The 14,011-nt window shown below is 65.9% G+C and carries 15 protein-coding genes; 2 read left to right on the top strand and 13 right to left on the bottom strand.

The genetic code is table 11. The features are described 5' to 3' along the window. The first annotated feature begins 137 nt into the window (after positions 1–137). Positions 138–494: a nitroreductase/quinone reductase family protein gene (locus tag ACFTS5_RS23060; protein WP_378634355.1), complete on the top strand. Its 357-nt coding sequence runs from the start codon at positions 138–140 to the stop codon at positions 492–494. A gap of 76 nt (positions 495–570) precedes the next feature. Here the strand turns inward: ACFTS5_RS23060 and tuf are convergent, their stop codons facing one another. The 7 genes from tuf to hppD all read right to left on the bottom strand — a co-directional run bounded on the left by tuf (position 571) and on the right by hppD (position 7,399). After that, positions 571–1,761: an elongation factor Tu gene (gene tuf, locus ACFTS5_RS23055; protein ID WP_358109020.1), complete on the bottom strand. Its 1,191-nt coding sequence runs from the start codon at positions 1,759–1,761 to the stop codon at positions 571–573. A gap of 136 nt (positions 1,762–1,897) precedes the next feature. Next, the gene (gene fusA, locus ACFTS5_RS23050) at positions 1,898–4,000 is read right to left on the bottom strand and encodes an elongation factor G (RefSeq protein ID WP_056814212.1); all 2,103 of its coding nucleotides are present in this window, start codon (positions 3,998–4,000) and stop codon (positions 1,898–1,900) included. A gap of 33 nt (positions 4,001–4,033) precedes the next feature. Further along, positions 4,034–4,504, bottom strand: coding sequence for a 30S ribosomal protein S7 (rpsG, locus tag ACFTS5_RS23045; protein ID WP_056814216.1), 471 nt, complete (start codon positions 4,502–4,504; stop codon positions 4,034–4,036). A 1-nt stretch (position 4,505) separates the two neighbouring features. Next, complete coding sequence (gene rpsL / locus ACFTS5_RS23040; protein ID WP_056814220.1) at positions 4,506–4,880, bottom strand: 30S ribosomal protein S12; 375 nt, start codon at positions 4,878–4,880, stop codon at positions 4,506–4,508. Positions 4,881–5,152: 272 nt separating this feature from the next. Continuing rightward, positions 5,153–5,698 carry a DUF3558 domain-containing protein gene (locus tag ACFTS5_RS23035; RefSeq protein ID WP_378634352.1) on the bottom strand — a complete coding sequence of 182 codons (546 nt, stop codon included), beginning with the start codon at positions 5,696–5,698 and terminating at the stop codon, positions 5,153–5,155. Continuing rightward, positions 5,695–6,225 (bottom strand): DUF3558 domain-containing protein, encoded by a 531-nt coding sequence (locus tag ACFTS5_RS23030; RefSeq protein ID WP_378634349.1) that lies wholly within the window; start codon positions 6,223–6,225, stop codon positions 5,695–5,697. The genes ACFTS5_RS23035 and ACFTS5_RS23030 overlap by 4 nt, the downstream gene beginning before the upstream one ends. A 31-nt stretch (positions 6,226–6,256) precedes the next feature. Further along, positions 6,257–7,399, bottom strand: coding sequence for a 4-hydroxyphenylpyruvate dioxygenase (hppD, locus tag ACFTS5_RS23025; protein ID WP_378634347.1), 1,143 nt, complete (start codon positions 7,397–7,399; stop codon positions 6,257–6,259). 132 nt (positions 7,400–7,531) lie between these two features. Here hppD and ACFTS5_RS23020 point away from each other — a divergent pair, with 132 nt between their 5' ends. Then, positions 7,532–8,047, top strand: coding sequence for an Lrp/AsnC family transcriptional regulator (locus ACFTS5_RS23020; RefSeq protein WP_378634344.1), 516 nt, complete (start codon positions 7,532–7,534; stop codon positions 8,045–8,047). Positions 8,048–8,081: 34 nt separating this feature from the next. Here ACFTS5_RS23020 and ACFTS5_RS23015 read toward each other — a convergent pair whose 3' ends face one another. The 6 genes from ACFTS5_RS23015 to ACFTS5_RS22990 all read right to left on the bottom strand — a co-directional run bounded on the left by ACFTS5_RS23015 (position 8,082) and on the right by ACFTS5_RS22990 (position 13,992). After that, positions 8,082–8,720, bottom strand: a complete 639-nt coding sequence (locus tag ACFTS5_RS23015) for a GntR family transcriptional regulator (RefSeq protein ID WP_378634342.1) — start codon at positions 8,718–8,720, stop codon at positions 8,082–8,084. Positions 8,721–8,749: 29 nt separating this feature from the next. After that, on the bottom strand, positions 8,750–9,742 hold the full coding sequence (locus ACFTS5_RS23010) for an isopenicillin N synthase family dioxygenase (protein ID WP_378634339.1): 993 nt from the start codon (positions 9,740–9,742) through the stop codon (positions 8,750–8,752). A 10-nt stretch (positions 9,743–9,752) separates the two neighbouring features. Further along, a complete protein-coding gene (locus ACFTS5_RS23005; RefSeq protein ID WP_378634336.1) occupies positions 9,753–10,922 on the bottom strand; it encodes an ABC transporter substrate-binding protein in 1,170 nt (389 codons plus the stop codon). A 16-nt stretch (positions 10,923–10,938) separates the two neighbouring features. Further along, a complete protein-coding gene (locus tag ACFTS5_RS23000; protein ID WP_378634334.1) occupies positions 10,939–11,781 on the bottom strand; it encodes an ABC transporter permease in 843 nt (280 codons plus the stop codon). Further along, complete coding sequence (locus tag ACFTS5_RS22995; RefSeq protein ID WP_378634331.1) at positions 11,781–12,566, bottom strand: ABC transporter ATP-binding protein; 786 nt, start codon at positions 12,564–12,566, stop codon at positions 11,781–11,783. Before ACFTS5_RS22995 ends, ACFTS5_RS23000 begins: the two co-directional genes overlap by 1 nt. A gap of 112 nt (positions 12,567–12,678) precedes the next feature. Further along, positions 12,679–13,992, bottom strand: a complete 1,314-nt coding sequence (locus ACFTS5_RS22990) for an amidohydrolase family protein (RefSeq protein ID WP_378634328.1) — start codon at positions 13,990–13,992, stop codon at positions 12,679–12,681. Between the last annotated feature and the right edge of the window lie 19 nt (positions 13,993–14,011).

Genomic DNA, 14,011 nt, shown 5'->3' with positions numbered 1-14,011 from the left:
TTGTCGCGGGGTAGATGATCAGGCGGATCGGCGTGGCCGGGCCGGCGATTGCGCAACAACGACTCTCAGCCCATTGCCAAGGAACCTCGGTAGCTTGAGGAACAGCACGTCCGTTCTTCATCAGGCAGGAGAAGCCGTTGATTCAGGAATCGTTGTTGCGTCGGGGATTGCAGGGGATGAACGCCGGGGTGGTGGCGTTGACCGAAGCGCCTGTCATCGGGAAGGTCCTGGGTAAGTCGTTCGCGCAGATCAGCTATGTGGGTCGGCGTTCCGGGCGGACGTTCACCACGCCGGTGAACTATCGGCGTTCCGGCGAGGAGTACGTCATCGGCGCCGCGATGCCCGACAAGAAGAAGTGGTGGCGCAACTTTCTCGATGAAGGCGGCCCCGTCACCCTCCGCATCGACGGCACAGACCATGCGGGCCACGCGGTCGCCCATCGCGATCCCCGGGGCCGGGTCACCGTCCGCGTGCGGCTCGCCGCGGCCGGCTGACCCTCCCGGAAAACGCCGAACGGCGCCGCTCCCGGGGGAGCGACGCCGTTCAGGTTGTGCAGTGGGTCTTACCGACTCACTTGATGATCTTCGTGACGCGACCGGCACCGACGGTGCGGCCACCCTCGCGGATCGCGAAGCGCAGGCCTTCGTCCATGGCGACCGGCTGGATCAGCTTGACCAGCATCTCGGTGTTGTCGCCGGGCATGACCATCTCGGTGCCCTCGGGGAGGGTAACGACGCCGGTCACGTCCGTGGTACGGAAGTAGAACTGCGGGCGGTAGTTGTTGAAGAACGGGGTGTGGCGGCCGCCCTCGTCCTTCGACAGGATGTACGCCTGGCCCTCGAACTCCGTGTGGGGAGTCGTGGTGCCCGGCTTGACGACAACCTGGCCACGCTCGACATCTTCGCGCTTGATGCCACGAACCAGCAGGCCGACGTTGTCGCCCGCCTGGCCCTGGTCGAGCAGCTTGCGGAACATCTCGATGCCGGTGACGGTGGTCTTGGTCGACTTCTCCTTGATGCCGACGATTTCCACCTCCTCGTTCACGTTGACGATGCCGCGCTCGACACGACCGGTGACGACGGTGCCACGACCGGTGATCGTGAAGACGTCCTCAACGGGCATCAGGAACGGGAGCTCGGTCTCGCGGACCGGGTCCGGGATCGAGTCGTCGACGGCCTGCATGAGCTCGACGATGGCCTCGGCCCACTTCTCGTCGCCCTCGAGGGCCTTCAGACCGGAGACACGCACGACCGGCGCGTCCTCGTCGAATTCCTGCGAGGCCAGCAGTTCGCGGACCTCCATCTCGACGAGCTCGAGGATTTCCTCGTCATCGACCATGTCCGACTTGTTCAGCGCGACCAGGATGTAAGGCACGCCGACCTGACGGGCGAGCAGCACGTGCTCGCGAGTCTGCGGCATCGGGCCATCGGTGGCCGCGACCACGAGGATGGCGCCGTCCATCTGCGCCGCACCGGTGATCATGTTCTTGATGTAGTCCGCGTGGCCCGGGGCGTCGACGTGCGCGTAGTGGCGCTTATCGGTCTGGTACTCGACGTGGGAGATGTTGATCGTGATACCACGAGCCTTCTCCTCCGGCGCCTTGTCGATCTGATCGAACGCGAACGCGTCGTTCAGATCCGGGAACTTGTCAGCCAGCACCTTGGTGATCGCTGCAGTCAGCGTGGTCTTGCCGTGGTCGACGTGACCGATGGTGCCGATGTTGACGTGCGGCTTCGTCCGCTCGAACTTCGCCTTCGCCACTTTTGGGTCCTCCTGGACTTGTTGGTGCGTGCATTTGCAGCAGTGCGTGTGTCATCCCCGCTGGAGGCGGGGATCGGGGGTATTACTTGACGCCCGGCACTTGCGGTCCAGTGTGCCACTGGACCGCAAGAGGGTTTTATTCGCCGGTCGCCTTGGCGATGATCTCCTTGGACACATTGGCCGGAACCTCTGCGTACTGGGCGAACACCATGGAGTAGTTCGCGCGACCCTGGGTCTTGGACCGCAGGTCACCGATGTAACCGAACATCTCCGAGAGCGGAACCAGCGCCTTGACGACACGGGCACCACTGCGTTCCTCCATGGCCTGAATCTGGCCACGGCGGGAGTTGAGGTCGCCGATCACGTCGCCCATGTATTCCTCGGGCGTGATGACCTCGACCGCCATGAGCGGCTCGAGGATCACCGGACCGGCCTTACGGGCCGCTTCCTTGAGGGCCTGCGAACCCGCGATCTTGAACGCCATTTCCGAGGAGTCGACGTCGTGGTACGCGCCGTCGAGCAGGCTGACCTTCAGGTTCACCAGCGGGTAGCCGGCGAGCACGCCGTACTGCATGGCATCCTGGGCGCCCGCGTCGACCGACGGGATGTACTCACGGGGCACGCGACCACCGGAGACCTTGTTCTCGAACTCGTAGGTCGCGCCGTCTTCGCCGACGAACGGCTCGAGGGCGATGATGACCTTCGCGAACTGGCCGGAGCCACCCGTCTGCTTCTTGTGGGTGAACTCGTGCTTTTCGACCTTCTTGGTGATGGTCTCGCGGTAGGCCACCTGCGGCTTGCCGACGTTCGCCTCGACCTTGAACTCGCGACGCATACGGTCGACGAGGATGTCGAGGTGGAGCTCGCCCATGCCGCCGATGACGGTCTGGCCGGTCTCCTGGTCGAGCTTGACCGAGAACGTCGGATCTTCGCGCGCCAGCTTCTGGATCGCGGTGCCGAGCTTTTCCTGGTCGGACTTGGTCTTGGGCTCGATCGAGACCTCGATGACCGGATCCGGGAAGGTCATCGACTCGAGGACGACCTGGTTCTGCGCGTCGGACAGGGTGTCACCGGTGGTGGTGTCCTTCAGGCCGATGACCGCGTAGATGTGGCCGGCCGAAGCCGTGGCGACCGGCATCTCCTTGTTGGAGTGCATCTGGAACAGCTTGCCCAGACGCTCCTTCTTGCCCTTGGTCGAGTTGACGACCTGGGCGCCGGAGGCGACCTGACCCGAGTACACACGCACGTAGGTGAGTTCACCGAAGAACGGGTGCACCGCGATCTTGAACGCCAGCGCCGCGAACGGCTCGTCGACGTTCGGCTTGCGGGTGATCAGCTCTTCTTCCTTGTTGGGCACGTGGCCGGTGGTGGCCTCGACGTCCAGCGGGGAAGGGAGGTAATCGATGACCGCGTCGAGCATGGGCTGAACGCCCTTGTTCTTGAACGCGGAACCGCACAGCACCGGGTACAGCTCGGAGTTGACGGTCATCTTGCGGATGGCGCCCTTGATCTCCTCGATGGTGAGATCCTCGCCACCGAAGAACTTCTCGAGCAGTGCCTCGTCGGACTCGGCGACGGTCTCGAGCAGTTCCTGACGGTACTGCTCGGCCTTCTCCTTGAGGTCGGCCGGAATCTCGACGACTTCGTACTCTTCGCCGAGCTTGGTCTCGCCCTTCCAGACCTTGGCGTTGTTCTCGACCAGGTCGACGATGCCCTCGAAGTCGTTCTCAGCGCCGATCGGCAGCTGGATCACGAGCGGACGAGCGCCGAGACGGTCCTTGATGGTCTGCACGGTGAAGTAGAAATCCGCACCGAGCTTGTCCATCTTGTTCACGAAGCAGATACGCGGCACGTCGTACTTGTCGGCCTGACGCCACACCTGCTCGGACTGGGGCTCGACACCCTCTTTGCCGTCGAACACCGCGACCGCGCCGTCGAGCACGCGCAGCGAACGCTCCACCTCGACGGTGAAGTCGACGTGCCCGGGGGTGTCGATGATGTTGATCTGGTTGTCTTTCCAGAAGCAGGTGGTAGCCGCGGAGGTGATGGTGATACCACGCTCCTGCTCCTGCTCCATCCAGTCCATCGTGGCCGCGCCATCGTGAACTTCACCGATCTTGTACGTGATACCGGTGTAGAACAGGATGCGTTCGGTCGTGGTGGTCTTGCCCGCATCGATGTGGGCCATGATGCCGATGTTGCGGACCTTGTTCAGGTCGGTGAGCACGTCCTGTGCCACGAAATTCTCCCTTTTAAGTGACGGGCCGGGCTATCACCAGCGGTAGTGCGCGAAGGCCCGGTTCGACTCGGCCATCTTGTGGGTGTCCTCGCGACGCTTCACGGCGGCACCGAGGCCGTTGCTGGCATCGAGGAGCTCGTTGGCGAGACGCTCGACCATGGTCTTCTCGCGACGGGCGCGGGAGTAGCTGACCAGCCAGCGCAGCGCCAGGGTGTTGGCGCGGCCCGGACGGACCTCGACCGGCACCTGGTAGGTGGCGCCACCGACACGGCGGGGCTTCACCTCGAGGGCGGGCTTGACGTTGTCCAGCGCGCGCTTGAGGGTGACGACCGGATCGGTGCCGGTCTTCTCACGCGCCTGCTCGAGGGCACCGTAGACGATGCGCTCGGCGGTGGACTTCTTGCCGTCCATCAGGATCTTGTTGACCAGCTGAGTGACCAGCGGGGACCCGTAGACCGGGTCGTTGATCAGCGGACGCTTGGGTGCGGGGCCCTTGCGTGGCATATCAGCTCTTCTCCTTCTTGGCGCCGTAGCGGCTGCGCGCCTGCTTGCGGTTCTTCACGCCCTGGGTGTCGAGCGATCCACGGATGATCTTGTAACGGACACCCGGGAGGTCCTTCACACGACCGCCGCGAACGAGCACCATGGAGTGCTCCTGCAGGTTGTGGCCTTCACCGGGGATGTACGCCGTGACCTCGATCGCGCTGGTCAGGCGAACACGCGCGACCTTACGGAGCGCGGAGTTCGGCTTCTTGGGGGTGGTGGTGTACACGCGAGTGCACACGCCACGACGCTGCGGGCTCCCCTTCAGGGCCGCAGTCTTGGTCTTGGTGACCTTGTCGCGGCGACCCTTGCGGACCAGCTGGTTGATGGTTGGCATAGACCGGCTTTCCTTATTGGTAATTGCGCTTGGTGTGCAGTGTCTTGCAGTTCATCGAGCTTTCACCCGCACGTCAGACCACGTTTCCGTTAACCCGTGGTCGGGCGTGTCGCTGAGGCGCTCAGTGCCCTTTTCAAGGCACGCTGGAACGTATCGGCCGCTTTCGCTGGCCTACGTTCACACACGAACTTGCCCGCAGTAATCCGGGCACAGGGATCCACGATACCCGCGTGCCCGATTCGGGGTCAAAGCGGGGGGCCGCGTCAAGCCTTCTACCGGGCGAGATCCAGGGTCAGCTCGACCAATTTCTGGGCGGCCGCGCACGGATCGGGGTGCGCCGAGCCGGGCCGGTAGTTGATCCACCACCCGACGACGCCGACATCGGCGGCCGGTGCGGTGACGCCGCAGGAGTCGTTGTCGCCCGGTCTGCGCACCTGCAACGCCCTGCGGCCCTGCACGGTGATGTCGCCGGAGGTGTAGCCCAACTTGTCGTTGGTGGTCTTCTCGTTGTTCAGCGTACCCATCTCGTACCAGTTGAGGCTGGCCATGGCGCCCCCACCGGGTGCGTCCTCGATGTCCCACATGCACACGGCACCGCTGAACGAGGCGCTCACGCTCTTGGCGTTGCCGATGATCTCGCCGATCTTGTCCGCGGCCACCACCTCGCACTCGCGCAGCAGCTTGTCGAAGTCGGTGTTGATCGTCTCACCGCCGCCACCCTTCCCCAGCGGCTGGGCACTGCCCTCGATCTTCTGGCCGCAGCCCGCCAGCGCGAGGGTGAGCATCAGCGCCGCGGCGGCGACCTTGCCGGCGCTCACCGCAGCCGTCCCACGGTCAGCTCGGCCAGTTTCCTGGTCCGGTCGCACGGGTTGCCGCCGGTGGCGAACAGGCCGGTGGACATCGACCACTCGAAGAAGTCGTCGTCGAGTTGCACGGCGAGGTCACAGACTGTGCCGCTCTGCGGGTCGAGCGCCATGAAGCCGGTATGCCCACCCACGTCGATGGTCTCCGGCGCACGCCCCACGTTGGACACCCACGCCTTCTCACGTTCGATCGGACTGCCCCGGTAGGACGCGAAAGTGACACTGGGGGAATTCATTCCGGCCGACTGCCAGTTGCAGCCGGTCGCGTTCTTGTAGACCCGCGCGATCTGGCCCAAGCCAGCGAGGGTGCGCACTTCGTCGTCGGTGACATGACCGCACTCGCCGACGAAGGGGCCCAGTGAGGCGACCTTCGGTGGTGGACGGTTGGGCCCTGTCGGCGTATCGGAGTCGCCCCCCGATCCGCACGACGTCAGCATGACGACCAAGGTCATGCCGGTGATGATCGCCGAGGGGATCCGCATGGCATGAACTGTAGTAGGTCCGCGGACCCGGTCACAGATTGCCGCGAGCCTCCTGTTCGCGTTCGATGGCCTGAAAAAGAGCCTTGAAGTTGCCTTTTCCGAAACCGAGTGAGCCGTGTCGCTCGATGAGCTCGAAGAAGACGGTGGGGCGATCGGTGAGCGGGCGGGTGAAGATCTGCAGGAGGTAGCCGTCTTCGTCGCGGTCGACCAGGATGCCGCGGCGCTGGAGCTCGTCGACCGGAACGCGCACGGCGCCGATGCGAGCGCGCAGTTCGGGGTCCTCGTAATAGGTGTCGGGTGTCGCGAGGAATTCGACGCCCTCGGCGCGCAGGGCGTCGACGGTTTCGAGGATGTCGCCGGTGGCCAGTGCGATGTGCTGGACGCCGGGGCCGCGATAGAACTCGAGATACTCGTCGATCTGAGAACGCTTGCGGCCCACCGCCGGTTCGTTGAGCGGGAACTTCACCCGGTGATTGCCGTTGGCGACGACCTTGCTCATCAGTGCGGAGTACTCGGTGGCGATGTCGTCGCCGACGAATTCGGCCATGTTCGTGAATCCCATGACGTCGCGGTAGAAGTCGACCCAGCGGTCCATCATGCCGAACTCGACATTGCCGACCACGTGGTCGATGGCCTGGAACACGCGCTTACCCGGCTCGCGGGTGGAGGTGCGCGCGATATAGCCGGGGAGATAGGGGCCCGCGTAGCCGGAGCGGTCGATCAGGGTGTGCCTGGTGTCGCCGTAGGTGGCCAGCGCGGCCGAGCGCACAGTGCCGAATTCGTCGGTCTCGTCGTGCGGTTCGGTGAGGACGGTCGCGCCGTGATCGCGAGCCCAGGCGATGCAGCGGTCCACGTCGGGGACCTCGAGCGCGATGTCGACGACGCCGTCACCGTGGCGGTCGTGGTGGGCGACGAGCGGGCTGTCGGGGTCGACCGCGCCCGTGATCACGAACCGCGCTCCCCCGCTGCGCAGCACGAACGACTTGTGGTCGCGATTGCCGGTCTCGGGGCCCGAGTACGCCTCCAGCCGCATGCCGAACGCGGATTGCAGGAAGTGGGCGCTCTGGGTCGCGTTGCCGACCACCCAGACGAGGGCGTCCCACCCGATCACCGGAAACGGATCCACACTGTCGTCGTGCTCGATCAGCCCGACGAGCTGCTGCTCAATGGTCATGACCTAGGAGATCGCGCCGGGCCGCAGGTGGGCAACTACTCCATCTTTGTCTGAGCAGGCTGGCTCGAGAAGCCACCAGATGCCCGCAAATGGTGGACAATTTGAATAGCAACCGGACATGGAGGTCTTCGCATGCGCACCCCCGCGAAATTGGACGAACTCGACCTGGCGATCCTCACCGCGCTGCACGAGTTCCAGAAGGCCGGAATTCTCGAACTGTCGCGGCGGACGAAGGTCGCGCGGGCGACGGTGCAGGCGCGGATCAACCGGATGGAGGAATCCGGGGTGATCGCCTCCTACGATCCGCAGATCGATGTCACCGCAGCGGGTTTCGATGTACAGGCGTTCGTGACCCTGGAGATCGCGCAGGGCGCGCTGGATACCGTGAGCGCGGAGCTGGCGGCGATTCCGGGAGTGCTCGAGGCGTACGCGACGACCGGCTCCGGTGACGTGCTGTGCCGGATCGGGGCCGATTCCCATGCCGGTTTGCAGGCGGTGTTGTTGAGCATCGATCGGACGGGGTCGGTGGTGCGGTCGCACAGTGTGGTCGTGTTGTCGACGGTGGTCGCGCATCGGACCATGCCGCTGCTGCACACCTTGACCCCGGCGGGGACCGCGAAAGCCCCCGCGTACCGCGATCACCGCTGACGGCTACTGCCGGAAGCCGACTCGGGCGGAGCCGCTATTGCCTGGCGAGGCGGGTGAGCAGACCCTGCACGTGCGCCTCGGCGGCCGCGCGGGCGGACTCGGGGTGGCCGGATTCGAGGGCTTCGACGATGCGGCGGTGCTCGCGCAGGGCGACGCGGCGGTTGCGGGCCGAGCACCACAGGTCGCCCCGGTAGAGGTGGGCCTGGGCTTCCAGGCGGGCCAGTTCGTCGACGACGCACGCGTTGCCGGAGGCGTCGCGGATGAAGGTGTGGAATTCCAGGTCGAGCTGGGCGTCGCGAGCGGGGTCGGCCGGGTCGTCCAGATGCGCTTGCTGGGCGGTGATGATGCCGCTGAGCTTGTCGAGATCGGCCTCGGTGAGCCGGGTGGCGGCCGCGGCCGCGGCGAGGCCGTCGAGGGCGGCGCGGACCGCCAGGACATCGCGGATGCGGTCGTCGTCGACGGCGGCCACCTTCGCCCCGGCGTGCGGCGCGCTGACGGCGAGACCCTCGTAGATCAGCTGCTGCACCGCCTCCCGGACGGGGCTGCGACTGACCCCGAGCTCGGTCGCCAGCGCGGGCACGCTGAGCGACTGGCCCGAGGTCAGCTCGCCGGAGAGGACCATCTGCCGGATCCGTCGATGGACAGACTGGCCGAGCAGCGAGGCTTCGGTCATCGCAGTGCCCTTTCCGTTGGTTGCGGTGATTATCCCTGGGGGCGGTAGTTCGCCTGTACCCGCTGAGTCAGGAAGTCGGCCGCGGTGACGGGCGGGTACTTGCCCGCGGGCCCCTGGATGACGGCGTCGCGATCGGCCTGGGCGAAGTAGGCGATGCTGTAGCGCTCACCCTGGTATTCGCCCTCGCCGGGGCTGCGCACGCGGTGGAAGTTCGACGGCAGCAGGTCGTCGCTCCAGCGGGTGAGCATGTCACCGATATTGCAGGTGATCAGGCTCGACGAAGGAGTGATGGAAGTCCACTCCTGCTCTTCCATCTCCTTGCCGGGACACACCTGGAGTCCGCCCTGTCCGTCCCGCTGGAAAAGCAGTGTGAGGCAGTCGAAGTCGGTGTGCGCGCCGGCCCGCCACCGTCCGGGGACGCCGCGCAGTTCCTCGGGTACGGCGAAGTAGTGCAGCAGCCGCAGGGCGCTCTGGTAGGTCTCGGAGCCTGGATCGTGTGCGGCGGTGAAGTGCTCGCGCTCGAAACCGAGGCGATCGGCGAAGCAGGACAGCACCCGCATCGCCACTTCCCAGGCCCGGCTCTCGAAATCGAGGACCCGGGAACGGAATCCGGCCAGCTCGGCCTCACTGGGCCACAACTCGTCCATGTGTGGCCGGGTGATCTGATATGACTCCTTCTGATCGGGCACGCCGATGGACGGGCGCACCTGACTCAGGCTCTCCCAGCCCGCGTTGTTCTGCTTGACCAGGGGGTACTGCCCCTTGATCTGCTCGGGGAGGGCGAAGAAATCGGCTGTGGTGCCGAACATTTCGTCGATCAGGTCCTGCGGGATGCCGTGGCCGGAGAGCTGGAAGAAACCGATCTCGGTGGCGGCGGCCCACAGTTCCTCGGTGATCTCGGCGCGACGGTTGTCGAAGTCGGTGAGGTCGATGACGCGGATCTCGCGGTCGGTGGTCTCCTTGCCGAGACCACCCATCTGCTTCTCACGCGAGACTTCGGACAGGTCGTAGCTGGTGGTCATGGGTGTCTCCTTAGCCGGTGACGGAAATGGCGGGGTCGAGGAATTCCTTGGTGACCAGGTCCTTCGCGGTCAGGCCGTTCGGCACGTTCGCGCCGCCCGCTCGCAGGATGGGGCCGAATTCGTCGATGATGCGCTGGACGCGGGCCTCGTCGAAACTGCCGAGCACGCCGTCGGTGTCGTTGCCGATCAGGCCGCCGTCGATGAGGGCCTTCGACCCGAATTCGGCCAGTTCGGCGCTGTAGGGATTGAGCTTGGGGTTCTGCTCGACCACATCGACGACGACGTCGTTGACGTGGCTGGGATCGGCTTTGAAGGAGGCCGTGGCCTGCTGGATCATCGGCACCAGCTTCCGCAGGCACGGACGCAGCGCGGCGAGCTTGTCGGCGCGCACGTTGACGGTGCGGGCATATCCCTCGTAGCCGACATCCTTGAGCAGCTGGTAGCCGACCGGCTTGTTCCAGGCCCGCACCTCGTGCTCGTAGGTGAAGGGTTCGGCATTGGCGAAGCCCTGCTGAGCGAAGGACGGATCGGTGACGAAGCGCGAGGGCGAGTTGTCGTAGGAGGCGTCGACCTGCTCCTTCTTCACCAGCCCGCGCGCGACCAGCCAGTCCGGGTACAGCTGGCCCTTGGAGACCACCACCGGCTTGCCGGACTTGCCGATATCGGTGATGCCCTTCCAGTCCGGGTTGGTCTTCGGGTCCCACATCAGCATCTGCGGGCTGTTGCGCAGCAGCGTGGTGACGGCGACGATCGGCTGCTGACCCGAGGCGGCGATGGCGTGCTCGGAGTGCGCGAGACCGAGGGTGATGCTCTGGTCGACGTACATCTGCGACGGCACGGTCTGGAAGCCGATGGCCGGGCCGCCCGCCCGGATCTCCAGCTTCACGCCGGTGTCCTTGCCGTCGGCGACGAGCGGGCCGGTGATCTTGTTGTTGTCGGCGTCGACCGTGTAGCCGGGCCCGAGCAGACCGAAGATGGGGCCGGAGTCGGTTTCCGGTGCCCACTGGAGCTGAACGACCACGGTGGCGGGGCAGGCGCCGGCGAGTTGTTGTTCGGCAGGCGCGGGTTCGAGCGCGACAGCGGGGGCGGCGGTGGTGTCGTCGGAACAGGCGGACGCGGTGCCCGCCAGCAGCACAGCCAGCGCGGCGAAACCGAGGCGGCGCAAGGGAGGTGTCTTCATGGGGAGTCCTGTCGAGCTATTGGGCGGAGTTGTGCCAGCGGCCGACGCTGACCTTCTGGATGACCGTGAACACGGTGAACACGAGCACGCCGAACAGGGCGGCCAGCAGCAGCGCACCGATCAGATCCTCGGATTGCAAGCGGGCGCGGTAGGTGTCGAGCAGGGTGCCGATGCCGGGTTTGCCCTGCGCGAAGAACATGTCGCCGATGATGGCGCCGGTGACAGAAAGTCCTGCGGCGGTACGCAATCCGGTCAGTGTCGAGGGCAGCGCGGCAGGCAGTTGCAGCGACCAGAGGCGGCGCAGACGGCCCGCTCGGCCGAGGGTGAACAGCTCTTGGAGATTGCCGTCGACGGATTTGATACCGAACAGGGTCATCGCGATGATCGGATGGATCGCGATCAGCACGCACACGGTGGTGCGGGCGGCGAAGCCGTAGCCCAGCCACAAGCCGATGAGCGGGACCACTGCCAGCACCGGGATCGCTTGGAGGACAACCGCGTACGGGTAGACCACGTTCTCGATCGGTTTGGCCTGACTCATCAGGACCGCGATCGCCACCCCCAGCACCGCCGAGATCAGCAGGCCGGTGATCGCGACCCTGGCGGTGACGGCCAGCGCCTCGAGCATCACCTCGAGCTTCTTCGGATCGGCCAGCGATTCACGGAACACCACGTGCGGCGGTGGCAGCAGGAAACGACGGCCCTCGCTGAGGATCAGCATCGATACCGCGTACCAGGCTGCCAGCGCCAAGGTGATCGAAACAATCGGCGCTACCAGCGAACTGCCGAATTTGCGCAGGTGCGCGGTGGGCAGCTGCATCTTCGTGGCGGCGGGAACCCGGGCCGCGACACTCACCATCAGGCAGCCTCTTTCAACGAGCGCGAGATGCGCGAGACGAGTTGGGTGAACGCGGGTTCGAAGCGGAGTTCGCGTTCTCGCGGGTAGGGCAGGTCGACGTCGATCACCTCGTGGATGCGGCCCGGCCTGGCCGACATCACCACCACCCGCGAGGCGAGGAATACGGCCTCGGAGACCGAGTGGGTGATGAACAGGGCGGTGAAGGCGTTGTCGCGGTAGAGGCGAAGCAGCTCCTCCTGCATGTTCAGCCTGGTCATCTCGTCGAGCGCGCCGAACGGTTCGTCCAGGAGCATCAGGCGCGGTTCCAGCGACAGCGCCCTGGCGAGCGAGACGCGCATGCGCATGCCGCCGGAGAGCTGGCTGGGCAGCTTGTTCGCGAAGTCGGCCAGGCCGACGGCTTCGATCGCCCGCTCGACCCGGTCGCGGCGCGTCTTGCGATCGACCCCGGCCAGTTCGGCCGAGAGTTCGACATTGCGGCGAACCTTGCGCCACGGCAGCAGCGTGGCTTCCTGGAAGATGAAGCCGATCGAATTCGTGCGCACCGCAACGGCTCCCGAGCTCACCGGCTCGAGACCGGCCGCCAGGCGCAGCAGCGTCGACTTACCGCAGCCGGACGGGCCGACCACCGCGACGAATTCGCCTTCGCGGATGGCGAGGTCGACATCGGTCAGGGCGAGTGTGCCGCCTTCGCCGCCGAAGCGCTTGCTCACACCGGCGAAGGAAACCTCCATGCCGGACAGCAGCGTCCTCGCGTCGGCGTCGTTCACCGTGTCGTAGAGCGTCACCGTGATCACCTTCTCCTGCGGTATATCGGTTTTGCGTGCAACCTTGGGGCAGATTCAGTTTGATCTAGCTGAATTACATGCAATGTGTCGTTCGTTTCCGATGGATTAACAGTCATCGCATGCGGATCAGACGTCGCGCGAGATCCTGATGATCGACGCGGGTACTGAGGCCGTCGCGGATCACGGCCTCGCCGTCGACCCACACGGTGTCGATCACGCGCGGTGACGCGGCGGTGAGCAGGGTGGCACCGGGGTCGAGAACCGGCAGGCAGGCGAAGTCGCGGTCGAAGCGCACCAGGGTGAGGTCGGCGCGGTCACCGATCGCGATGCCGGCGCGCGCGGGGCGGCCGAGCACTCGTCCTGCCGCGCCGGTCGCCATGTGCAGCATCTGCTCGACACCGAGCAGATCGGCCTTCTTGTGGGCCGCACGCTGCAGGTATGCGCCGATGCGCAGGGCCAGCAGCATGTCCTGGGTGTCGTTGCTGGCGGCGCCGTCGACGCCGAGGGTGACATCGATGCCTGCTTCGAGCATTGCCGGAACGGGGGCGACGCCACTGCCGAGGCGCATGTTCGAGACCGGGTTGTAGGAGACCGCGACGCCGCGCTCGGCGAAGACCTCGCGGCCGTGGTCGTCGAGGTTGACGCAGTGCACGGCCAATGTGCGATCCCACAGGAAACCGCTCGCGTCGAGATAGTCGACGGCGCCTGCGCCTGCGTGCAATCGGCACATGTCGTCGTCGGTGGTGGTCTCGAGAACATGTATCGACACCGTCTTGCCGGTGGACTGCGCGTACTCGCGAGCGGCCGCCATGCCGTCGGGGGTGAGGCAGCGCGGGTTGGGGACGGCCAGCGCGGTGGTGATGCGGGTGCCGAGCAGCTGCTTGTCGAGTTCGTCGACGTGGGCGAGCGCCTCGTCGAGTGGTTGCAGCAGGCGCGGGTCGAGGCCCCATTTGCGGGTGATGTCGGCCCGGTCGGCGATGCCGCGACCGAAGACCACGCGGATGCCCAGTTCCCGCAAGGCGCGGAGCATCGCCTGGTGGACCTCGTCGGACGGGTTGGGCCACAGGTGTTCAACGACCGTGGTGACGCCGCTGCGCAGCAGTTCCAGACCGCCGGCCAGCGCCGACAGGTAGGTCCGTTCCGGGGTGGCGGCCACGGTGTGTTCGCCGACGCAGCGCAGCCATTCCAGCAGTGGCAGGCCCTCGCCGACCCCACGCAGGACAGCCTGCTGGAGGTGGGTGTGGGTGTTGACGAAGCCGGGAAGCAGGTAGCCACCGCCACCGTCCGAACGGGGCAGATCGGCGTGCTCGGGACCGGCCCACAGGGCGACGACGATGCCGTCGCGCACCACGATTTCGGCCGGTGTCCAGCCTGTTTCGGTGTAGGCCGTGACATCGGTGATGACGACGGAAGCGGCAGAATCCATGCGCGCACCTCTTTCGGGA

Origin of the sequence: Nocardia sp. NPDC056952 (assembly GCF_042674185.1) — a bacterium.
Classification (GTDB): domain Bacteria; phylum Actinomycetota; class Actinomycetes; order Mycobacteriales; family Mycobacteriaceae; genus Nocardia.
The sequence above is the reverse complement of the archived record's forward strand: the minus strand, read 5'-3'. Positions and strand labels throughout refer to the sequence as shown.

Bases quoted from the DNA above. Each gene is read 5' to 3' on its own strand.
- rpsG (WP_056814216.1), bottom strand. From the start codon at position 4,504: ATGCCACGCAAGGGCCCCGCACCCAAGCGTCCGCTGATCAACGACCCG.
- rpsL (WP_056814220.1), bottom strand. From the start codon at position 4,880: ATGCCAACCATCAACCAGCTGGTCCGCAAGGGTCGCCGCGACAAGGTC.
- ACFTS5_RS23030 (WP_378634349.1), bottom strand. From the start codon at position 6,225: ATGCGGATCCCCTCGGCGATCATCACCGGCATGACCTTGGTCGTCATG.
- hppD (WP_378634347.1), bottom strand. From the start codon at position 7,399: ATGACCATTGAGCAGCAGCTCGTCGGGCTGATCGAGCACGACGACAGT.
- ACFTS5_RS23020 (WP_378634344.1), top strand. From the start codon at position 7,532: ATGCGCACCCCCGCGAAATTGGACGAACTCGACCTGGCGATCCTCACC.
- ACFTS5_RS23015 (WP_378634342.1), bottom strand. From the start codon at position 8,720: ATGACCGAAGCCTCGCTGCTCGGCCAGTCTGTCCATCGACGGATCCGG.
- ACFTS5_RS23010 (WP_378634339.1), bottom strand. From the start codon at position 9,742: ATGACCACCAGCTACGACCTGTCCGAAGTCTCGCGTGAGAAGCAGATG.
- ACFTS5_RS23005 (WP_378634336.1), bottom strand. From the start codon at position 10,922: ATGAAGACACCTCCCTTGCGCCGCCTCGGTTTCGCCGCGCTGGCTGTG.
- ACFTS5_RS23000 (WP_378634334.1), bottom strand. From the start codon at position 11,781: ATGGTGAGTGTCGCGGCCCGGGTTCCCGCCGCCACGAAGATGCAGCTG.
- ACFTS5_RS22990 (WP_378634328.1), bottom strand. From the start codon at position 13,992: ATGGATTCTGCCGCTTCCGTCGTCATCACCGATGTCACGGCCTACACC.